The sequence below is a fragment of the Ferruginibacter sp. HRS2-29 genome (assembly GCF_024343615.1).
In the GTDB taxonomy this organism is placed as follows: domain Bacteria; phylum Bacteroidota; class Bacteroidia; order Chitinophagales; family Chitinophagaceae; genus Ferruginibacter.
In genome coordinates, this window is the sequence record NZ_RJUB01000008.1 from 33,457 (window position 1) to 55,727 (window position 22,271).

At 44.0% G+C, this 22,271-nt stretch carries 20 protein-coding genes; 4 read left to right on the plus strand and 16 right to left on the minus strand.

Going from position 1 to position 22,271, the window contains the following annotated elements; translation table 11 throughout:
* Nucleotides 1-50: 50 nt before the first annotated feature.
* Nucleotides 51-662, minus strand: a complete 612-nt coding sequence (locus EGI32_RS04515) for a T9SS type A sorting domain-containing protein (protein ID WP_255154180.1) — start codon at nt 660-662, stop codon at nt 51-53.
* A 296-nt stretch (nt 663-958) separates the two neighbouring features.
* Between EGI32_RS04515 and mdh the strand changes: the two genes are divergently transcribed.
* Both mdh and EGI32_RS04525 read left to right on the plus strand, forming a co-directional pair.
* Nucleotides 959-1,894: a malate dehydrogenase gene (gene mdh / locus EGI32_RS04520; RefSeq protein WP_255154181.1), complete on the plus strand. Its 936-nt coding sequence runs from the start codon at nt 959-961 to the stop codon at nt 1,892-1,894.
* 112 nt (nt 1,895-2,006) lie between these two features.
* Nucleotides 2,007-4,850 (plus strand): choice-of-anchor L domain-containing protein, encoded by a 2,844-nt coding sequence (locus EGI32_RS04525; RefSeq protein ID WP_255154182.1) that lies wholly within the window; start codon nt 2,007-2,009, stop codon nt 4,848-4,850.
* Between the two features lie 58 nt (nt 4,851-4,908).
* On the opposite strand, the gene EGI32_RS04530 is transcribed toward EGI32_RS04525, so the two are convergent.
* The 10 genes from EGI32_RS04530 to EGI32_RS04570 all read right to left on the minus strand — a co-directional run bounded on the left by EGI32_RS04530 (nt 4,909) and on the right by EGI32_RS04570 (nt 14,467).
* Nucleotides 4,909-5,343: a lipocalin family protein gene (locus tag EGI32_RS04530; RefSeq protein WP_255154183.1), complete on the minus strand. Its 435-nt coding sequence runs from the start codon at nt 5,341-5,343 to the stop codon at nt 4,909-4,911.
* 45 nt (nt 5,344-5,388) lie between these two features.
* A complete protein-coding gene (locus EGI32_RS04535) occupies nt 5,389-6,201 on the minus strand; it encodes an enoyl-ACP reductase (RefSeq protein WP_255154184.1) in 813 nt (270 codons plus the stop codon).
* A 46-nt stretch (nt 6,202-6,247) separates the two neighbouring features.
* A complete protein-coding gene (locus tag EGI32_RS04540; protein WP_255154185.1) occupies nt 6,248-6,457 on the minus strand; it encodes a hypothetical protein in 210 nt (69 codons plus the stop codon).
* 59 nt (nt 6,458-6,516) lie between these two features.
* Complete coding sequence (recN, locus tag EGI32_RS04545; RefSeq protein WP_255154186.1) at nt 6,517-8,172, minus strand: DNA repair protein RecN; 1,656 nt, start codon at nt 8,170-8,172, stop codon at nt 6,517-6,519.
* Nucleotides 8,173-8,359: 187 nt separating this feature from the next.
* Nucleotides 8,360-9,523, minus strand: coding sequence for a molecular chaperone DnaJ (gene dnaJ / locus EGI32_RS04550; protein ID WP_255154187.1), 1,164 nt, complete (start codon nt 9,521-9,523; stop codon nt 8,360-8,362).
* Between the two features lie 82 nt (nt 9,524-9,605).
* Nucleotides 9,606-10,154, minus strand: coding sequence for a nucleotide exchange factor GrpE (locus EGI32_RS04555; RefSeq protein WP_255154188.1), 549 nt, complete (start codon nt 10,152-10,154; stop codon nt 9,606-9,608).
* A 239-nt stretch (nt 10,155-10,393) separates the two neighbouring features.
* Nucleotides 10,394-10,741, minus strand: coding sequence for a T9SS type A sorting domain-containing protein (locus EGI32_RS21280; RefSeq protein ID WP_369681625.1), 348 nt, complete (start codon nt 10,739-10,741; stop codon nt 10,394-10,396).
* Between the two features lie 635 nt (nt 10,742-11,376).
* The gene (locus EGI32_RS04560) at nt 11,377-11,865 is read right to left on the minus strand and encodes a hypothetical protein (protein WP_255154189.1); all 489 of its coding nucleotides are present in this window, start codon (nt 11,863-11,865) and stop codon (nt 11,377-11,379) included.
* Nucleotides 11,846-13,348 (minus strand): carboxypeptidase M32, encoded by a 1,503-nt coding sequence (locus EGI32_RS04565; protein WP_255154190.1) that lies wholly within the window; start codon nt 13,346-13,348, stop codon nt 11,846-11,848. Before EGI32_RS04565 ends, EGI32_RS04560 begins: the two co-directional genes overlap by 20 nt.
* Before the next feature lie 219 nt (nt 13,349-13,567).
* Nucleotides 13,568-14,467: a hypothetical protein gene (locus tag EGI32_RS04570; protein ID WP_255154191.1), complete on the minus strand. Its 900-nt coding sequence runs from the start codon at nt 14,465-14,467 to the stop codon at nt 13,568-13,570.
* Between the two features lie 65 nt (nt 14,468-14,532).
* Here EGI32_RS04570 and EGI32_RS04575 point away from each other — a divergent pair, with 65 nt between their 5' ends.
* Together EGI32_RS04575 and EGI32_RS04580 are read left to right on the plus strand one after the other, a co-directional pair.
* Nucleotides 14,533-15,633: a Nif3-like dinuclear metal center hexameric protein gene (locus EGI32_RS04575; protein ID WP_255154192.1), complete on the plus strand. Its 1,101-nt coding sequence runs from the start codon at nt 14,533-14,535 to the stop codon at nt 15,631-15,633.
* Between the two features lie 44 nt (nt 15,634-15,677).
* Nucleotides 15,678-16,433 carry a zinc ribbon domain-containing protein gene (locus tag EGI32_RS04580; protein ID WP_255154193.1) on the plus strand — a complete coding sequence of 252 codons (756 nt, stop codon included), beginning with the start codon at nt 15,678-15,680 and terminating at the stop codon, nt 16,431-16,433.
* 121 nt (nt 16,434-16,554) lie between these two features.
* Here the strand turns inward: EGI32_RS04580 and EGI32_RS04585 are convergent, their stop codons facing one another.
* The 5 genes from EGI32_RS04585 to EGI32_RS04605 form a co-directional block, all read right to left on the minus strand.
* Entirely contained in the window at nt 16,555-18,333 is a 1,779-nt protein-coding gene (locus EGI32_RS04585) for a VWA domain-containing protein (protein ID WP_255154194.1), read from the minus strand.
* Nucleotides 18,334-18,404: 71 nt separating this feature from the next.
* Nucleotides 18,405-18,944 carry a hypoxanthine phosphoribosyltransferase gene (hpt, locus tag EGI32_RS04590; protein ID WP_255154195.1) on the minus strand — a complete coding sequence of 180 codons (540 nt, stop codon included), beginning with the start codon at nt 18,942-18,944 and terminating at the stop codon, nt 18,405-18,407.
* A gap of 6 nt (nt 18,945-18,950) precedes the next feature.
* Nucleotides 18,951-20,105, minus strand: a complete 1,155-nt coding sequence (locus tag EGI32_RS04595; protein WP_255154196.1) for a glucosaminidase domain-containing protein — start codon at nt 20,103-20,105, stop codon at nt 18,951-18,953.
* A gap of 4 nt (nt 20,106-20,109) precedes the next feature.
* Nucleotides 20,110-20,751, minus strand: coding sequence for an O-methyltransferase (locus EGI32_RS04600; RefSeq protein ID WP_255154197.1), 642 nt, complete (start codon nt 20,749-20,751; stop codon nt 20,110-20,112).
* Entirely contained in the window at nt 20,748-22,205 is a 1,458-nt protein-coding gene (locus EGI32_RS04605) for a sodium:solute symporter (RefSeq protein ID WP_255154198.1), read from the minus strand. The genes EGI32_RS04600 and EGI32_RS04605 overlap by 4 nt, the downstream gene beginning before the upstream one ends.
* Between the last annotated feature and the right edge of the window lie 66 nt (nt 22,206-22,271).

Here is a 22,271-nt window from a genome sequence, read left to right on the forward strand (position 1 = left end):
GTACAAAAAACTTACAAACCTCAAAGGTTTGACTATTGACTATTCACCATTCACTTAATAAATCGCTGATTCCACACCACCCTGTTCTCTATCGATATCCTGACATCATACACGCCTTTGCCAAGGTTGCTGACGGGGATCTGGATCAGCCTGGTGGTAGACGCCACCCTTAATCTTCCTAATATCTGCCCGCTGGAAACGCTCTGGATGATCACTGATATTACCCCGGGGATCAGTTCGCTGCCATTATATTGCAGGTTGAGCATGGTGGTCACCGGTACGGGATACATGATCCAGTTGTTGCCCGGCTTGCCGATGATGACCATGATCGACGAACTATAGCGATAAACATTCGATGCGAGGAATATCTTCAGGCGGTAATAATTTTTTCCGGCGGCCACTTTTTCATCGGCATGTTTTACAAATTTTCCTTTGTTGGCAGTGGTTACATTGAGTACGGCAATGTCTGTCCAGGAAGAATTATCATTGCTGCGCTGCAACACAAATTTTATCACATCGGGATCGTTTTGCTGCCACTTCAGCTTTACAATATTTTTCTGCGGATCGTAAACAGCCGTAAGGCCCGGAGATGCTGAACCGCTTTCCTGGGCGTACGCACAGGTGCTCATTACAAAAAGAAAGATTGCTGAGAGGATTTTCAAGTCTGAGGGATTTTATTGACTTGCAGGAGCGAATATTACACCGCAATTTCTTACTAAACAGTTAAATAGTGAATGGTCAATAGTCAATAGTGAATAGTGAAAATATGAGGTTTGTAAGATTTTTGAAAGGTTGATCTGCCTGGGGCGTTGCTTAATTAAAAAGTTCGTGCCACAGGCATCCCTAAACTTCTAAACCTCCTAAATCCTAACCTCCTTCTAATCTCAAATCCCTAAACTCTAAACCATTTCCACTACCTTTGCCCCGCAAAATTCATCTTTAAAATAAATTGTTTTATATGAAAGTAACTGTAGTAGGTGCTGGTGCCGTGGGAGCTACCTGTGCCGATAATATTGCCCGCAAGCAATTGTGCGATGAACTGATACTGGTAGATATTAAAGAAGGCGTTGCCGAAGGTAAAGCGATGGACCTTATGCAGACTGCGCAGATCGAAGGTTTTGACACCAAGATCATCGGCAGTACGAATGATTATGCCAAGACAGCCGGAAGCACCGTTGCTGTTATCACTTCGGGCATTCCGCGTAAGCCGGGTATGACCAGGGAAGAACTGATCGGTATCAACGCAGGTATTGTAAAAACAGTTACTCAAAATATTTTACAACATTCACCGGACTGCATCATCATCGTTATCAGCAACCCGATGGATACCATGACCTACCTGGCATTGAAATCCAGCGGATTGCCAAAGAACAGGATCATTGGTATGGGCGGCATCCTTGATAGCGCACGTTTCAGGTACTACCTGAGCCAGGCGATCGGTTGTTCGGCAAATGACCTGCAGGCCACTGTTGTTGGCGGACACGGCGATACTACCATGATCCCGCTGACAAGGCTCGCTACTTACTGCGGCACGCCTGCGGCAAATTACCTGAGCGAAGAAGCATTGAAAAAAGTAGCAGCTGATACCATGGTTGGCGGTGCTACCCTTACCGGATTGCTGGGCACCAGCGCATGGTATGCACCAGGTGCTGCGGGAGCGGCACTGGTGGAAGCGATCGTAAGGGACGAAAAGAAACTGATGCCTTGCTGCGTTTCCCTGGAAGGTGAATACGGACAGTCGGATATCTGCATCGGCGTACCGGTGATCATCGGGAAGAACGGCTGGGAAAAGATCGTTGACTACAAACTGACGGAAGAAGAACAGGCTGCTTTCAATAAGAGCGCTGACGCGGTAAGGAACATGAACAGCGTATTATCGACCCTGGATGTATAATCGCTCGTTTTAATAAGCCTGAATAACATATTGAAGGCAGCCCCATTAATCGCGGGGCTGCCTTTTTTCATTTTAAATGCTTAATTTTAGTTTGCCAAACTAACTACCGACCATGAAAAGGATTTTACCCGGATTATTCTTCCTGTTATTTATTTTCATATTTAGTTCCACCCAGGCCCAACTAAACATTACCGCTCAAACGAATGCGGTAGATCTTGCACAGAAACTGGTGGGCGACGGGGTTAGCATCAGTAATGTAACTTTTACAGGCAATCCCTTGATGGCAGGCTTTTTCAAAAATATTGGCGGAACGAATATCAACATAGATTCCGGGATCGTATTGACCAACGGAAGGGCTAAAAGCCCGAATGGAAATGGTCAAAACAGGGGCGTAAATGGAAATGGGACCGTTACTGCAGAATTTGCAGATGCACACAATTCATGGAATTTACCTGGTGACGGCGACCTAAGCGTCGTTATTGGCGGCGGCGCTACCCGTGATGCATGTGTCCTGGAATTCGATTTTATTCCACTGGGCGACAGTATCCGGTTTCGTTATGTCTTCAGTTCGGAAGAATACAATCCTACTTTCGTTTGCGATTACAATGATGCTTTTGCTTTTTTCATTTCAGGGCCCGGTTTTCCTTCGCTCACCAATATAGCCCTGATACCAAATACCACCATACCTGTTTCGATCCTGAATGTGAATAATATCCTCATGGGAGGATGTGTCAATAACCCTGCTTATTATGTAGATAACCTCACCAATAAATTCTTTACACACGATGGCCATACAAAAGTATTGACCGCTTTGGCGAAAGTGCAGCCTTGCGTAACTTATCACCTGAAACTGGTGATAGCAGATGCGGGGTGGGATGATGATTACGACAGCGGAGTTTTCCTGGAAGCCAAAAGCCTTACCTCCAACGCATTTCAGCTGACCAATCTTACACAGAAAGACCCGGTGACAAACATGAGTTACCTGGTGGAAGGTTGCGCTACCGGCGCTCTGAAGATCAAGCGGCAATCGGCCAGTTCTTTCAGCCAGACCATCAACCTGGCGTATGGAGGCAGCGTGCTCAATTCGATCGATGTGCAGACATTACCATCTTCCGTCACCATTCCACCCGGGCAGGATGAAGTGTTGCTCAATATTTATCCGGTCATGGACCTGGCACCCGAAGGCATAGAGTTGTTGAAAATATATACATTGGCGCCTTGCGCAACAGGCACACCAACACCTACCGACAGCGTCGAGATCCAGATCAGGGATTACGATATCCTTGGCATCAGCCCCGACACTTCTTATATCTGCCGCGGCGCAAACATCACCCTGAATGCATCGGCAGGTTATTCCCTTTATAACTGGGATGTCAACAGCACGTTGGGCAGTACAGTTACAGCCAGCGCTGTCGCTACGCCAACGGCGACTGCTACCATGTATTACTGCACCGCCTCCGTTGGCACCTGCCAGGCAAGGGACTCGGCATTTGTAAAATGGAAAGACGTAGATTTTTTATCCAAAAGAGAATTATTGTGCAAGGATGCAGCGACCGGGCAGATAAAGGTTGCTACCGGGCCGGAATGGGCACATCCTGTTCAGCTTTCAATTAACAGTTCGCCTTATCAATCCGACAGCACTTTCAATAATCTTATCAAAGGAAATTATACCATTCGCGTAAAAGATGCCAGTGGCTGTGTAGATAGCATCGCGGTAACGCTGACTCAACTATTCCCGGATCTTGATGCTGGCCTGGTAACGGCTGCTGCAACCTGCACAGGCAATCCGGATGGCAATATTACGATCACGCCTACGGGGGGAAAAGCCCCTTACCTGTATTCGATCAATAACGGAACAAGCTTTCAACCGCTGAATAATTTTAATGTGCTGGCTGGTTTGCACAACATCATCATCAAAGACAATAATGGCTGTACCATCAGCAAGGCGCAGCAGGTAGCTTTCAACAATGACCTGGTAGTAGATGCCGGCTTGCCGGAACTGATCTGCGAAGGAAAAAATATCCGGTTGAATGCCGTATCGAACGGGCAGAGTTTTTCGTGGAGCCCGGCCAATACACTTACGGGAAGCAATTCTGCAAGTCCACTGGCAGCCCCAACTGTTACAACCAAATATTATGTAACTGCTGTAAAAGGAATTTGTATCAAAAAAGATTCTGTAACAGTAAATGTAAATGCGGCACCCAAGCCTGATGCCGGGGCTGATATCTCCATCTGTTATGGCGCCAGTACAAATCTTCATGCAACAGGAGCGGTGGAATATATCTGGTCGCCTGCTACTTATCTGCAAAACACAACAGATCCGGTAACACGGATAAACAGGCCGCTCGACAATATAACTTATTACCTCAACGTAAAAGATGCGAACGGATGTTATTCACTGAAACCAGATACTGTAAAAGTGAAAGTAACGCCTGCCGTCCGGATGTTTGCCGGAAGGGATACTGTTGTCGCCTTCAACCAGCCACTACAGTTGAAAGCTTATGAACTGGGTACCAGTGGCGTAACAAGATATACCTGGTCTCCATCTTACGGGCTCAACAACCCAAATATAGCCAATCCGGTAACCCGCCTCGACAGGGATATCACTTATGTGGTAACCGGTAAAACTCCCGCAGATTGCGAAGGCAGTGCCGAGATCTTTGTGAAAGCATACAAAGGGCCTGAGATATATGTACCCACCGCATTTACCCCAAATAACGATGGCCGTAATGATCTGCTGAAGGCTATCGCGATCGGCATGAAGGAGTATCATTATTTTATCATTTACAATCGCTGGGGCCAGCCAGTCTTTACCACTAAAGATTTCACAAAGGGATGGGATGGAAAAATGAAGGGCATGCCGCAATCACCGGGGAGTTACGTGTGGGTGGCTGAAACGGTGGACTTTACCGGGAAGATCGTAAAACGAAATGGCAGCACGATCCTTTTAAAATAAGATGGTTTTAATAAAAATTGCCCCGGTTTAGAGCGGGGCAATTTTTATTAAAACCTTATTAATTCTTCGTAAAAGTTAACAGATCGGTTCCGCCACCGCCTCCGCTCACATGCTTCAGCTGAACCTTAGTAGCCGAGATTTCCACCACTTCCCAATCTTCACTGATCTCTTCAAATTCTGCCGGTGTGGCGAAATCAAGAACCAGTTTCGAACGGTTGCTATCGTTTACCGCTGACCAGGTCCCGGTATGGGAAAGGATATCGTTAGCTGCGGAAACTATACCATTTGCCTGGAAAGTGAAATTATACCCGGTAAAATTGGATGTTTCCTCGTGGTCGGTATCATAATAATAAGACACTCTCCAGGTACCAGTTATCAAAGTATTTTTTACGTTTTCCGCTGAGATGACGTTGGATGGATTATCATCATCCTTGTCGCATCCCGTTGCTGCAAATAACATGACCGCCATGGCGGCAAAAAGAAAGTTTTTCATAAATTATCATTTAAGGTTGCTCTTCCAGAAACAATAATTATGCCCTTATTTCTCCATTTGCTCAATCACAGCGTGGCTTACCCCGGTATTGGAGAACCCTCCATCGTGGAAAAGGTTTTGCATGGTCACCATTTTAGTCATATCGCTGAACATGATAACGCAGTAGTTGGCACAGTCTTCTGCACTTGCATTACCGAGCGGGCTCATTTTTTCTGCATAGGTAATAAAACCGTCAAAACCCTTTACACCGCTACCGGCAGTAGTGCGTGTAGGTGATTGAGAGATGGTATTGACCCTTACATGTTTTTTTACGCCGTAGTGGTAACCAAAGCTGCGGGCAACACTTTCCAGCAATGATTTGGCATCTGCCATTTCGTTGTAATCCGGGAATACACGCTGCGCAGCAATATATGTGAGGGCTATTACACTTGCCCATTCATTCAAAGCATCTTTTTTCATGCAGGTCGCCAATACCCTGTGAAGGCTCATCGAGGAGATCGCGAAGGTTTTTTCATTGAATCCGTAATCGAGTTCGGTATAGGCTTTCCCTTTACGAACATTGAGGCTCATGCCTATTGAATGCAGGATGAAATCGAAACTGCCGCCAAAATGCTCCATCGATTTTGTGATCAGGTTATCTACATCTTCTGCATTACTTACATCGCAGGCGATCACGGGCGCATTGATCTTTTCTGCCAGTTTATTGATCTCTCCCATACGCATCGCCACCGGTGCATTGGTCAGTACGATCTCCGCACCTTCTTCATGGCATTTTATAGCTGTTATCCATGCGATTGATTTTTCGTCGAGGGCACCAAAGATGATCCCTTTTTTACCTTTTAATAAGTTATGGCTCATGATCAAAAATTAATGAGTGATTGATTTTGTGCGGTAAAAATAACCTTTATGTATGAAATAAGTATTTAGAAAAATGAAGGATAAAAAAATTCACCAGGAATGCCAAGGTGAAGATGGCGATGAAATGTGCCAGGAAAAACAGGAACAAATGATTTAACGATGCCCGCGGATTGATGAATTTCTTTATGAGCATGTGTGCTCCATACCCCAGGACAAGCACCAATATCAATACGGCCAGGATCTTTATTTTTATCAAATCTTATTTTTTACAAAAAAATTAAAGGCGATAATCCATAATGGAATATTTCAACCCGGTCAATTACTTACCATCTCGCGGGCATTTTCCAATGCTGCCGCAGTAGGTTTTTCGCCACTCAGCATTTTAGCAATGGCGGTAATCCGTTCGTCATTATCCAGCAAACGGATGGACGTAGCGATCTTATCTTTCACGATAGCTTTGTAAACAAAATAATGCGCCGATGCTTTCGCGGCAATCTGTGGCTGATGCGAAATGACGATCAGCTGATGGCCGGCAGAGAGTTCTTTCATGATGATACCTACCTGCCTGGCAGCTTCACCGCTGATACCCGTGTCGATCTCATCAAAAATGAGCGTAGGCAGCTGAAGTTTTTTCGCTACCAATGATTTTATGCTCAGCATGAGGCGGCTAAGCTCACCCCCACTCGCCACTTTATGCAATGGCTCAAAACGGTTGCTTTTATTGGCATCAAACAAAAACCCTATTTCGTCCATACCTGTTACCGATAATTTTGCCGGTTGTATCAGCACTTTCAATTGCGCATTCGGCATACCTACCTGCACCAGGAGCTTGTTCACTTTATCGGTAAACGATTTTACCTGTGCAGATCTCGCGGCAGATATTTTCCCTGCAATGCTTTCACATATTCCGTAAAGTGTTGCTGTTTCTTTTTCGAGTGCTTCTATAGTGGCAGATGCGTTCAACACGTCATCCAGCTTTTGCTGCAGTACCTGCTGAATTTCGAGCAGCTGGCTGGTTTCATTCACTCCATGTTTCTTCAGCAATTTGTACCCTTCCGAAAGCCTGTCATTCGCTTTCTGGATACGTTGGGCATCAAACTGGATGTTGCTATCTATCTGCTCAAGTTCTTCCGCCACATCCTGCAGCTCTAAAATAGAACTGTTCATCCGTCCGCACAAAGATTCTACGGAAGGATGGTATTGCTGCAGGGAATTCAATTTATGCTGCAAGACTTTCAGTTGCTGCACGATCGGCTCATCGCTGTCTTTTATTTCAAAATAAATGGCCCCAAGTTGCTGCTTGATATTTTCTGAATTATTCAGCAACTTCAATTCTGCTTCCAGTTCTTCCAGTTCGTTTTGCTTGAGTGAAAGCGTTTCCAGCTCTTCGAAAAGGAACTGGTTATAATCGAGCTCCTTATTGGCGGCCAATTGTTTCCGGTGCAACTCTTCCAGCTCGTTTTTTGTGGCGATATATTTACTGTAATTCTCTTTCAGTATAGCCAGTTGTGCTGAATTATTGGCCAATGCATCGAGTACTTCACGTTGAAAATTTTCGTTACCAAGTTCCAGCGTATCAAACTGCTGATGAAGATCTACAAGCAGAAGGCTCAGTTCTTTCAGCTGTGAAAGATTGACCGGTGTATCATTTACAAAACCACGCGATTTCCCATTCACCGCTATTTCCCTGCGTACCAGTATTTCTTCGGAAAAATCAAGATCGTTCTCTTTGAAAAACTGCTGCAACCGCCCGCTATCCTGTAATGCAAATACCGCTTCCACAATACATTTCTGCTCTTTATCCTGTAACACATTACTATCGGCACGCTGCCCGAGTATCAGGTTGAGGGCCCCCATCAGTATACTCTTTCCTGCCCCGGTTTCACCGGTAATGATATTGAGCTGTGGCGAAAAACTGATAGACAATTCTTCGATGATCGCGTAGTTCCGTATGTGTAGTCTTTGTAGCATGATGCAGCAACAAATTTAGGTAATGAATAATTAAGAATTGCTAATTAATAATTGAGTTTCACTTCAAATTTATTTAGCTGTCAATAACATTTCTGGAGTAGGATTAAAGTATTTTTCGTCTGTATCAAATAATAATGCCAACCATTTTAGTGTTGGGCATTATTAATTACTAATTATTAATTATTAATTAAGAGAACATATCACGAACCTTATCAAAAAACGATTTCTCGTTCTTATCCGGTTTGGGTTCGAAGTGCTCCGATTGCTGCATTTTTTCCAGCATATTTTTTTCCTCCGAACTAACATTCTGCGGTGTCCAGATATTTACCTGTATGAGTTGATCGCCTTTTTCGTAGCTATTCACCTGCGGGAAACCTTTTCCTTTCAGCCTGAATATTTTACCGCTTTGCGTACCGGCCGGGATCTTTATTTTGGCGCGGCCATCGATGGTAGGCACTTCTACCTGCGTTCCAAAAACTGCATCCGGAAATGAAATATGCAGATCAAATGCCACATTCAATCCATCCCTGTGCAATTGCGGATGCGCTTCTTCTTCTATCAGCACGATCAGGTCGCCGGCGCTGCCGCCACGTTCCCCTGCATTCCCTTTCCCGGAAATACTCAATTGCATCCCTTCAGCCACACCTGCCGGAATATCGATCGTTACTGTTTCTTCGCCATATACCCTTCCTTCGCCTTTACAGCTTGTACATTTATTGGTAATGGTGCTGCCTTCGCCATTACAGGTCGGACAAGTAGTTACGGTCTGCATCTGCCCGAGGAAAGTATTCTGAACTTTTCGCACCTGCCCGCTTCCACCGCAGCCGCTACATGTCTGTACACTGTTTTTATCTTTTGCGCCGCTTCCCTGGCAGGTAGTACATTTTACATGTTTTTTTACCTTGATGGTTTTGGTGGCACCTTTGGCGATCTCTTCATAATTCATTTTCAACTTCACCCGCAGGTTGCTTCCACGGCTGCCACGTCCCCGGCTGCCCCCGCCGCCTCTTCTTCCACCACCACCGAAAAAGCTTCCAAAACCCTCATCGCCAAAAATATCGCCGAACTGGCTGAATATATCATCCATATTCATTCCCCCGCCGCTGTATCCACCTCCGCCGCCACGGCCGTTGAAGGCATTGTGCCCAAACCTGTCGTATTGGGCTTTTTTATCCGCATCATTCAATATCTCGTAGGCTTCAGCCGCTTCCTTGAATTTTTCTTCGGAAGCTTTATCTCCAGGGTTCCTGTCGGGATGGTATTGCATCGCCACTTTGCGATAGGCTTTTTTGATCTCCTCCTGGGAAGCTGTTTTGCTTACGCCTAGTATCTCGTAAAAATCTCTTTTCATATACTTTATTTTCTCCCGCCACGATAACGGGAGAAAGAATTTGTTTGCCGGTCAGGCGTGTTAAAATCGAAGGGCTGTTATATTATTTACCTACCACTACTTTTGCGAAGCGGATAAGTTTGTCGTTGAGATAGTAACCTTTTTGTAATTCATCCACCACTTTGCCTTTTTGATCGGCGGGAACTTCAATCTCGGTAATGGCTTCATGTTTTTCTACGTCAAAATCTTCATTGATGCTGTTCATTGCTGATACGCCTTTTTGCTGCAAAATATTTCGTAGTTTATTGAATACCAGCACTGTACCTGTTTTAATCTGTTCGATATCGTCGGTAGACTGCATTTGTTTTTCGGCCCTGTCGTAATCATCCAATACATCCAACAGGGAAACGATGATATCCTTGCCGGCAGTTTGTACCAGTTCCATCCTTTCTTTGGCCGAACGGCGACGGAAATTGTCAAATTCTGCAACCTGGCGAAGGTATTTGTCTTTTTGCTCCTGCAATTCTGCCGAAACCTTTTCCAGTTCGGATGTTTCATCTAAAGGATTACTAAGATGCGTATCCCCGGGAATATCCGCGTCTGCGTTGATATTCATATCATTATTATCGATTGTAGTTTCTTTTTCTGCCATGGTCTCTTTTTAAAATGTTTGCAAAGGTACAATAGTCAAACATTTTGCCAATGAGGTTTTGCGGCCAAATTGACATTATTTGGGACGTTCAAAAAAGTTCAAGAGGTTCAAAAGTTTAAAATGTTAAGAAATTTGCTTGTTTTCAACCTTTTGAACATGTTAAACTGTTGAACTTATGAACCTTTGCGAAATAAAAAACCCGGTCATTGACCGGGCTGTATAAAAAAAATCTGACTATTTTACTTGACTACCTGAAACTTACCTGACTCAATGATCACACCGTTCTTATCTCTCAACTGGTAAATATAGATTCCACGGAAAAAATCTTCCAGGTTTACATTCAACCTGTTGGGTACATTTTTGTTTTCGTAGACTTTTTTGCCAATGAAATTGTAGATCTGTATGGAATACGACTTATCATAACCTCTTTGGAAATCAAAATTGATCACCGTGTAGGCCGGAATTGGGTAGACTTTAAGCAGCTTTGCCTGAATAGCGCCGTTATCGGCTGGTATTTTATTTTGAGCGAAAGATGTAAAGTTTAATCCAATAATAAAGATTAGTATAACAAAAATATTTTTCAACAAGGTAAAAATAACTATTTCTTTTACAATTCCAACTAAATTTATGCCAAATAATTTACAAAATGTTTTAATGGATCAATGTGTAAATGAGGCAATAAGTGAATGGTCAATAGTGAATAGTGAAACCTTTAAACTCTATAATTGGACCTCAGCTATTTATTATCAGAAATTATAAATATTTCTTACAAAATCGCTATTGATTTGATTTGCAAAAAAAATATAAACCTCGAAGGTTTCACTATTCACTATTGACCATTCACTTTTCTTTAGAAAGCCCCGCCTTTCGGCAGGGCTTCTGTTATCCAAACAATCCATAAAAACAAAAATCGTTATTGTTAGTACAGGACCTTTGAGGTGGATTGTTATTATTTTTTCGGCATACTGATGCCGGTCTGATAAATAGAATTCTTATATAATATTGAAACCTCTGAAACTGATAAGTTTACAGAACACACCAATGGCACAATAAAGGAATGGGAAGAGGAATGCAGTGAATGTTGCCTCATAAAATGCTCAGGTAGTTTTTTCATTAGATTTCAGATGTTACTATAACGCCGGGGATACTCTTTTATTATAGCGATCGGAAAAAATTGTGGGATTTGTTATTAACAATGGTGAATAACTTCAACAGTCATTTTTTACAAACGCCGCATATGGAGGATTTTGGGATCGGTGCTTCCCCACGGCGACAGTTTCATTACGGGCAGATCTTTGCTGATAAACCTCCACGAGCGGTTGATGAAGGTGAATTCGGCCGGTACGGGGGCCTGGTTGATATTGATGGTAAGTTTACTGTAATCGCTGTTGCTGCTCCAGGTGCCGGTATATGTATTGCCGCCACGGATTCCCGTCATTGGCCCATCGTACAATGTGTTTTTGAACAGCCTGAAAACATACCCGTTGTATTGTGCAGTAATGTCATTAGCCGTATCTATTGCCAGATCCACTACAAAATCGCGGTTGAGGATATTGCTTTCAAAATAATCTTCCAGCGTATTTCCGGTGATGCCGTTGATGTCTTTCTTGCTACAACTGTTGAGAAACAAAATGACAGCCGACAACAATAAAGCGATCAGGAAACGCCATTTAAAAAACGCCCCGTTAAAATTATCTCTTGCCCGTGTCATAGATCAGTGAATATTTTTTTGTTGCATAACTGATAAATGCACCCGCATCCAGCGTTTGGCCTGTAGCGAGCCTGCACAATTCGTCAGATAAATAATAACGCCCGTGCCGGTAAATATGTTGCTTTAACCAGTTAACAATTGTGCCATTATCGCCTGCCGCAACTTCCTTTTCCAAAGACGGGTTTTGCCCGGCAATAGCTGCATACAACTGGGCAGCATACAAACTGCCGATGCTGTAGGTTGCAAAATATCCGAAGCTGCCGTGGCTCCAATGCACATCCTGGAGGCAACCCCGCCTGTCGTCCGGGACTTCCACTCCGAGGTATTGTTTGTAAAGTTCGTTCCACACCGCGGGAATATCTCTTGTGAGGATACTTCCTTCGATCAACCCTTTTTCAATTTCATAACGGATCATTACATGAAAATGGTAGGTCAGTTCATCGGCTTCCGTACGGATCAGCGATGGCTGTACTTTGTTGATGGCTTTATAAAATTGCTGTAGTGTGATATTACTTAATTGTTGCGGAAAAACTTTTTGCAAGGAGGGATAGTTATGTTCCCAAAAAGCTATACCCCGGCCGATACAATTTTCCCACAACCTGCTCTGGCTCTCGTGTATACTCAGGCTGCAATACTCGCCTAACGGCAACCCATACTCGTTTTCGGGAAGGCCTTGTTCGTACAGGCCATGGCCACCTTCGTGTATGCAGCTCCACAACATATTGCTGAAATCGTTTTCGTCCACCCGGGTGGTGAGCCTTACGTCGTGGTTATTGAAGCTGGTGGTAAACGGATGTTCGCTCAGGTCCTGCCGCCCCGCTTCAAAATCGAACTGCATTTTTTTTAGTATCTCGATACCGAAATCCCATTGCGCCTGTTTATCAAAATGCTGAAAAAGGAATGAATCATCCACCTGCTCTTTTGTAGCAATATCCTGCAGCAGTGAACTCAGTTGTGGTTTCAACGAACCGAACAATCCATCTACTTTTTTTACTGTAAGCCCTTTGTCGTAATCGTTCATCAACGCATCGTAAGGATGTGCTGCAAACCCCAGCAGGTCAGCTTCCTGTTTTTTTAATTCAATGATGTCATTCAAGGGTTTTTCAAAAACAGCAAAACTATTTTCCTTCCTCGCCTGTATCCATGCATGAAAGCTCCTGTTGACAGCTTCGCTCATTTTTCGTACAAACGTTGCCGGTAGCTTCCGGCTTTTGTTGTAATCTTCCAGGCTCAGCTCTACATTGCGTTTTTCGTTTGCCGGCATTTCCTGCAAAACCAGCTGCTGCAATAAGTTTTCCGTGTGTTCGCTGGTAAATTGTTCATGCGCCAGTTCGCTCAGCGTGGCGATCTGCTGCCCGCGTTTATCATTACCTTTTGGCGGAAGATAGGTTTCCTGGTCCCACTGTAAAACTGCCGATGCGTATTTTACATCGGCGATTTTATGAAGAAGCTGTTTGTATTGGTCATATAAAACGGAAGACATTTTATCTTGCTTTAATGGTGTTTAAGTTAGATACGGTGATCGTTAAAACGCCCCGTATACAAAGATGACTTTGCACGCCTCTATGGAAGCTGAGCCTGGGTAGTTGATCTCTTTCGGATACCCGGTTGCGTTATAAGTATATTTACCCGTGAGATCTTCTTCGTACAAATTTATCGGGAACGAGGGCAATTGCGTGACTCTTACCAGTTGTTACCCCCATCACAATGTTTTGTAAATATAACTTTCGATATGGTAATAATTGGTACCCGACGGAAAAGCCAGCCTGTAAGGATAACCATTTGTTTTATACAGATACCTTCCTGAAAGATCTTCATCCAGCGTGCCTCCCTGGAATTCGTAATGTATCTTAAGTTTATTATTCTGGCTGCCCGACGCCATAGGGTCGAGCGTTTTAAAATTGCTGAGTTTTGCGAAAGGTGAAGGTTTGTTATCGTAAGTGTAAGTATACAGGTTGGTGAACTGGGATGCACCGCTGGGCAATATCGAGTAATGTTTATATCCCGTGATATTTCTGCCTGCATCCACCTCTGCGGTATCTACGGAATAAGAAGGCGTGGCGCTGACTGGTACGGTTCCTTCCAACACCTGCCGGGATGATAACCGAAAGATCCTCCCCGAAGCATATTCATACCGGTTAGTGATCTTTTGCAGCTGATAATAGGGTTGCCCGTTGTTCATATTATGCACGCTGTAAAAAGATGAATCATACAGGTTGCGGCCATCGGAGGTATAGAGATAAAAAGTACGGGTGGTATCGTTGCGTTGCGTAAGTGGCATACCGTTTTCAAAATCTACCTGTTGGGTCTTGTAGGGCAGCGTATCGTTTCCATTATAACTATATGTGTAGGTGGAGGCGAGTATGTTATGAACGTAAATTATTCTGGCGGTTACCCTTTTTGATGCATCATATACAAAATCCACGATCTGTGTAGTATCGCTGATACCCGAGAGGCTATCGATAGAAAATATTTTTTCGAGGTAATCCGTAGAGTCAATGGTCACGGGTGTCGGATCCGGCGGCAACACCGGACCTTCCGGAAGAGACAACTCTTTCTGGCAGGCCATGAAAAAAATAGCGGAAGCTGAAAATATTGTCAACAGTACTTTTTGTAGCTTCACAATGAACAACTTTTAGGTTAACTTTATCGAATAACTGAGCAGGAATGAAGATTAAAGATATAGCAAAAGCTTTAGAAAAAATAGCGCCATTATCCCTCCAGGAAGATTACGATAATGCTGGCCTGATCACCGGCAGCATGGATTGGGAATGTACGGGCATTATCGTTTCGCTGGATGCAACGGAAGATGTGGTGAAGGAAGCAATAGAGAAAAAATGCAACCTCATTGTGGCGCACCATCCCATCGTGTTCAAAGGTTTGAAAAAGCTCAATGAGAATAATTATGTAGAGCAAACGATCATCACTGCCATCAAAAACGATATCGCCATTTATGCCATTCATACCAATCTTGATAATGTGCTGATGGGGGTAAATGGAAAGATCGCCGATAAACTGGGGCTGGTGAACAGGAAAATATTAGCTCCGAAATCTAACCTGTTGCGTAAGCTCGCGGTATTTGTCCCGCTTACACATAAGGACATTGTGCTGGAAGCATTATTTGCGGCGGGCGCCGGGAACATCGGAAATTACAGCGAATGCAGTTTTGGTACCGAAGGTACCGGCACGTACAAAGCAGGAGAAGACACCCAGCCTTTTTTGGGCAAAAAAGGAGAAAGGCATACCGAAAATGAAGTAAAAGTGGAAGTCATTTTTCCACATTGGCTGCAAGGCAATATCATCAGCGAAATGATCAAAGCCCATCCTTACGAGGAAGTGGCTTATGATGTGTTCAGCCTGGAAAACAGCTACCAGGAGACGGGCAGCGGGCTAACGGGAGAATTGGAAAATGCCATCACTGAAACCGAAATGCTGTCTAAATTGAGGGGGATATTCCATATTCCCGCTATAAAACATACTCCCCTTACGGGTAAAAAAGTTAAAAAAGTAGCCATTTGTGGCGGAGCCGGCAGTTTCCTGATCAGACATGCAATCAATTCAGGTTCAGATATTTACATAACCGGCGACATCAAATACCATGAGTTTTTTGACGCAGAAAACAAGTTGTTACTGGCAGACATCGGGCATTATGAGAGCGAACAGTTTACACAGGAGCTGCTAATTGACATTTTAAGGGAAAAATTCCTTAACTTTGCCGTCCTAAAAACGGGCGTAAATACCAATCCTGTTCAGTATTACATCGGATAGGTAAATACCGAAAGCCCAAACCAAATCAAAAAACAAATAACACTATGGCTTCTGTTAAAGAATTTTCAGTAGAAGAAAAATTAACTTCACTGGTTCGCTTGCAAAAAATTGACAGCAAACTGGATGAAATTCAGATCTTGAAAGGCGAATTGCCGATGGAAGTAAAAGACCTGGAAGATGAGATCGAAGGGTTGCATGCACGCCAGACACGTGTGGAAGAAGAAATAAATGGTATCACAGAATTTATCCAGCAGAAGAAAGACGGGATTGTAGAAGCGCAGGCGCTGATAAAAAAATACGAAAAACAAAGCGAGAACGTAAAGAACAACCGTGAGTTTGAAGCGATCAACAAAGAGATTGAAATGCAGCAGCTGGAAGAAAAACTTTGCGAAAAACACATCAAGGACGCGACTGAAGAAATTGCTGAAAAAGCAAAACAACTGGAGTTTGCTAAAAAAGCGGTAGCTACCAAAGAAGCTAACCTGAACGGCAAAAAAGCTGAACTGGAAAAGATCATCAACGAAACTGAAAAGGAAGAAAAAGCTTACAACAAAGATGCAGCCGAAGCACGCAGCCACGTTGACGAAAGGTTGTTGCTGAGCTACGACCGTATCCGCAAAAACTACCGCAATGGCCTCTCTGTTGTACCGGTTGAAAGAGATAGCTGCGGTGGTTGTTTCCACGCGATCCCTCCTCAAAAACAAAGTGAGATCAAACTACGTAAAAAAGTAATGGTTTGCGAAAACTGCGGACGTATCCTGGTTGACAGCGAACTGAATGACAGCGTGGTGGTGAAATAATTATAAGCTTTTCAAAGGTTCAAAAAGTTCAAAGGTTCAAAAGGTTGAAATGCATTCCATTCGAATGTCAACCTTTTGAACCTTTGAACTTTTTGAACCTTTGAACTTTTGACCGGAGCTGTCACTCCTCATTCCCATCTTTTTTCTTCTTCTTTTTCTTTCCCGGATCGTAGATCTTTTGCGCTTTGTAGATCTGCATGAGGAATTCCTGCTGAAGGAAATTCGTTTCGTCTGCAGAAGAAAGGGCTACGCTTTTTATAAGCGGCCAGTCTATTTTTTTTGCATAGGGCGATTGTTTCAGTTTCAACGCAAAGGCCGTTACCGCTGCCGCGAATTTGAGTTCTTTATCTACACTGTCGATATGCTGGTAATTCGATTTTACATTATACCGAAGGTTATTGGTAGTAGTATCATTTATGGTTGTATAACGCAGGTCTACCGTAGCGATATCATCCGCAAGCGTGCTTGTTTTTGAGAGTTCATTCTGCTGTGTTGGTACCACCTGGAAAATAGCAAGGGTACTGTTGCCGCTTCCTATCTCTCCACCTTCGAGCTCGTTGGTAGATTCGTTGAGTGCTTCTTTTTTATTATCGAACCCTATCAGCCTGTATTCCTTCACCATCGAAGGATTGAACGTGACATTCATGAACACATCATTGGCAACGGCATACAGAGTTTGCGTCAGTTCCTTCACCAATACTTTTTCCGCTTCTTTGATATCATCGAGATAAGCGTAATTTCCATTTCCTTTTTTAGCAAGCGTCTGCAGTTTGGAATCTTTCAGGTTACCCATTCCCACACCCAGGCAGGTAAGGTATACACCTGTTTGTCTTTGCTTGGTCACTAATTCATCCAGGGCTTTTTCAGAAGTTTCGCCTACATTGAAATCCCCGTCAGTAGCAAGGATGATCCTGTTGTTGCCACCTTTTATAAAGGAGCTTTCCGCCAGTTTATAAGCCGCACGGATCGCTGATTCGCCCGGTGTATCGCCGGCCGCTTCGAGTTCCTCGATCGATTTTGAGATCTTATCCTTTTCGGCGCCTGACGTTGGTGGAAGCCAGATACCTACCGTTCCGCCATACATCACAATAGATACCATATCCTGCGGACGCAGGTTCTTAACGAACAACTGGAAGGCAGCTTTCAGTAAGGGCAGCCTGTTGGGCATATCCATACTTCCGGAAACATCTATGAGGAAAACAAAATTGCTTGGCGGAACTTTATCGAGATTAAGTTTTTTGGCACTTACATTCAGGAACAACAATTGGTTGGTAGCATCCCACGGACAGGAAGTAAGTTGCGATTCCAGCTTGAAGATATTTCCTTCTTCGGGCTGGCGGTAATGGAGGTTGAAATAATTCACCATTTCTTCCACTTTCACTGCATCAGGTGGCACAAGGCTTCCGCCATTGATGAAGCGGCGGACATTGCTATAAGAGGCTTTATTGACGCTCAGTGAAAAACCGGTGTTGGGATAGTTGGCCGTTTTGATGAAATCGTTTTCTACCAGTTGAAAATAAGTTTCGTTGCTGGCGGCCCAGCTGGGACGCGAACTCTGCTTAAGATCTTTCGTTACAGAAATGAGCTTGGGTTTGCTTTTGGTGGCAGCCGTAACCGATATTTTCAGCACGATGGTTTGCCATACATCTGTTTTTACCTTCACAGACCTGGTCTCATACCCGTCAAGCGAAAGTGTAAGCGAATCGTATAGCTGGTTGATGGTAATACCAAAACTGCCGGCGTTTCCCGAGGTATAGATAGCTTTTGCCCCATGTATGAATATCTTCACATTGGGCAGGCCATTGTTCTTTTCATCCTTTATTTCCCCGCGTAAATAGTATTGGCTGAATGCAGGAATTGCAAGAAGGCTAAGCAGGCAGTATATGATAAGCGGTTTCAATCAGGTCAAAAATAGCTAAAATACGGGTTTTGGTATCAATAGCTAACGAAGATACTTTTCGAATGTTGTAATCACCCCTCAATTAACTGGTAAATCTCTCTTAAATTTCTACCCAGCCCATCGTAATCCAGCCCATAACCCAGCAGGAACTTGTTGGGCACGCTGAACCCGAGGTAATCTATTTTGATGGGGTGCACCAGCGCATCGGGTTTGTGCAGCAGCGAAGCGATCTTCAAAGACGCCGGTTGCTGTGCCACCAGCTGCGGTAAGAACTCATTCAATGTTTTACCTGTATCAACGATATCTTCCACCACGATCACATGCCTGTCTTTCAAAGGCTCGTCAAGCCCGATAGAAGTGATCACATGCCCCGTGCTGCGGGTTCCTTTATACGAAGCCAGCTTGATGAAACAGATCTCCGCGTCGATCTCCAGTTCTTTGAAAAGATCCGATGCAAACATGAACGAACCATTCAGTATCGCGATGAACAACGGGCGCTTGCCTGCATATTCCCTGTTGATCTCCCCTGCCAGTCTTTTGATCTGCTCGTCTATCTGCGCTACCGTCAGGTAGGGTTGAAATTTCTTATCGTTGACCTGTATAACAGCCATGTTTATTTATTTAGATATGATCAATTTTTGTCCGATGGTAAGCTCATCAGCTTCCAGCCTGTTCCATTCACGGAGCTGCTGAACCGATACGTTGTATTTTCTTGCAATGGCATACAAACCTTCTTTTGGCTGTACTTCGTGGATCTTTGCAGCAACATCATTTTTGATCACGATGGTCTGCCCGATCGCGAGTCCCGGCCTGAGGTTGATCTTTGTGCCTTTTGCCACCACTGCATTTTCAGGCAGATTATTATACTGCATCAGGTACTGAAGCTGTACGGCATTGTTCTGGGAAATTTCATACAGGCTTTCCTTTTGCAAAGCGATATAATAATCGCGGTTGCCCTGCTTTGGTTTCTTTTCGAGGTAGATCCATTGGTCTTCTGCTACCAGGCCATCCTGTTTAAGATCGTTGTATTCCAGCAATTTTGCCAGCGCAATGTCATTGCGGGTAGCCACTGCCAGCAGCGATGTGCCTTTGAGCGCCAGCACGGCTTTAAGGCCATTGAACAGGCTCTTGCCTTTTTTGGAAGCGCTGTTGGTTTCAGTTTTTGTATCGGCATCTTCCACGATGATGGAAGGAGAGATCGTTATTTTCTTTTCTACATTATTACTATCTACTACCACCGGAGATATCACTACACTTTCTCCGGCCGCTTCCGGCGAATCGAATTGCTGCAGGTTGTTGGTCTCAATGTTTTTTATGAGGATCATCGGGTATTTCGGATTAGTAGCATAACCTGCTTTCTTCAATCCATAAGCCCATCCTTTGTAATCTGTAGGTTCGAGTTGAAAAAGCGAAGCATAACGTCCATTGTTGCGCAGGAAGTCGCTGTGATCGCGGTAGCTGTCTTCTGCATTCCTGTATTTCCGGAAACACTCATTGGGCGCATCATCGGTGTGGGTTACAGATTCACCCGTCCAGTTACTTTTACATTTTATGCCAAAATGATTGTTGGATCTTTTCACCAGGTCACTGTTGCCACTTTCCGTTTCGAGCAGGCCCTGCGCCAGCGTAATGGAAGCCGGGATACCCGAGCGTTTCATTTCCGCGATAGCGATATCCTTGTACGTATTGATGTATTCCTGTACGGTGATGGTCTGCCCGAAAGAACAGTACATCATTAAAGAACAGATCGCTACAGTAATAATTTTTTTCATTCCATCATTTTTTTCTGATCAGCATCAAGCCGTCCCTTACTGTTAGTAATACCTGTTGCACTCTCTGATCCTTTGCCACATGTGCATTGAATGCCTGTATGGCCAATGCATTTTTGCCTTTCACTTCTTCTTCCAGCACCTGCCCGTGAAAAAGCACATTATCCGCCAGGATATACCCCCCTGGTTTTATAAGCGGCAAAGTTAATTCGTAATAGTCAATATAACTCACTTTATCAGCATCAATAAAAACTATATCCCAGGCCTCCTTCAGTGTAGGAATGATGGTTCTGGCATCACCAGTGTGTAAGCGTATATTTTTTGTGGCGCCTGCTTTTTCAAAATTGGCCAATGATGTAGCTGCATCTTCTTCGCGTATTTCAATGGTATGCAGCAGGCCGTTTTCTTCCAGCCCTTTTGCCAGGCATAAGGCACTGAAGCCGGTGAATGTCCCTATTTCGAGAATGCGTTGCGGACGTATCATACGGCTGATTATTTCGAGAAAAACCCCCTGTACATGCCCGCTGAGCATGTGCGCATGCGGATGTTGCGCATAGGTTTCACGGGCAACTTCTTCCGAAACCGCATCCAGCGCCGAAGAGAATTTTTCTGAATATTGTTCCGCTTTTATATTTACAAGCTCCGTCATATTTTTTCAACCACTGTTTTCTTTGATACCAGCCATAGACCGATAAAAGTGAGCAGGCCGTTTACGATCAGCAGTTCGGAACCAATCTGGAAACCGCCGAGTAATTCTTTTTGAAATTTATCCAGGACAAAACAAATCAGCGGTGCTGCAATGCAGACAACCGGCACCAGTTTATCATGCACCTGTTTTTTAGTAAGAATACCGAATGTGAACAGCCCCAGTAACGGACCATAAGTATATGCCGCCACTTTCAGGATCACATTGATCATACTCGGATCGTTTACTTTGTAAAATACTAATACGAACAAAAGGAATACTGCTGCCACAGTAAGATGTATCCGTTGTCTTATTTTTTTCTTCTTCGCTTCGCTCCAATCTTCTCTTCTCTGCATACCGAGTATATCGATGCAGAATGAAGAAGTGAGTGCGGTGATGGCTCCATCTGCACTCGGGAACAATGCCGATATAAGCGCTATGATAAAAATGATTGAAACGATGGAAGGCATATGGTTCAATGCCAGATCGGGAAATAACTTATCTCCAGTACTGGTGACTGCCTGCTGTGCGCCATAAAGGTGCAATAGCCCGCCCAGGAAAAGGAAGATGAAGATCACCACTACCATGATGAGCGAAAGGGTGATGATATTTTTCTGCGAATCTTTCAGGCGTTTTACGGAGATCGTTTTTTGCATCATTTCCTGATCCATACCCGTCATGGTGATGGTGATGAATGCACCGGCAAGTATCTGTTTCACAAAAAACAATTTGTTGCCGGGATCGGTGAAGAATATTTTCGAATATCCTTTATCATTCATGGAAGAAATGGCTTCGCCAAAACTGAGCCCCATAGTATGTAAGATGTAAACCACGCAAACGATGAGCCCCGTAAGCATGAACGTTGTCTGAAGCGTATCGGTGAATACGATGGTCTTCACACCACCTTCGTAAGTGTAGATCAGGATCATCACCAGGATGATGAGAGTGGTAACCCAGAAGGGAACGCCAAGGCTGGATAAAATGGAGTCCTGCAGTATTTTTACAACAAGGTAAAGCCGTGCAGTTGCGCCAAGTGTTCGGGAAAGAATGAAAAAAGCGGCGCCTGTTTTGTACGATTTGATACCGAGCCTGGTGCTTAGGTAATTATATATGGAGGTAAGATTGAGGCGGTAATAAAGCGGCAGCAGCACATAGGCTATCACGAAATACCCGATAAGGTAACCGATCACGATCTGGAAATACGCGAAGGAATCTTTTCCTACACCTCCCGGGACGCTTACAAATGTTACTCCCGACAGGGAAGTTCCGATCATCCCGAATGCCACCAGCATCCAGTTGGAGTTCCTGTTGCCAATGAAAAAAGATTCGTTATCGGAATTCTTACTCGTGTACCAGGCCACACCAAGCAATAAAAGGAAGTAACCAATCACAAAAGCGAGCAAAACTGTAGGAGACATAAAGATATATTTACGTAAAAATAAGCTTGAAAATAGAAAAAAACTTTGTGTCTTTGCTCTTTATTA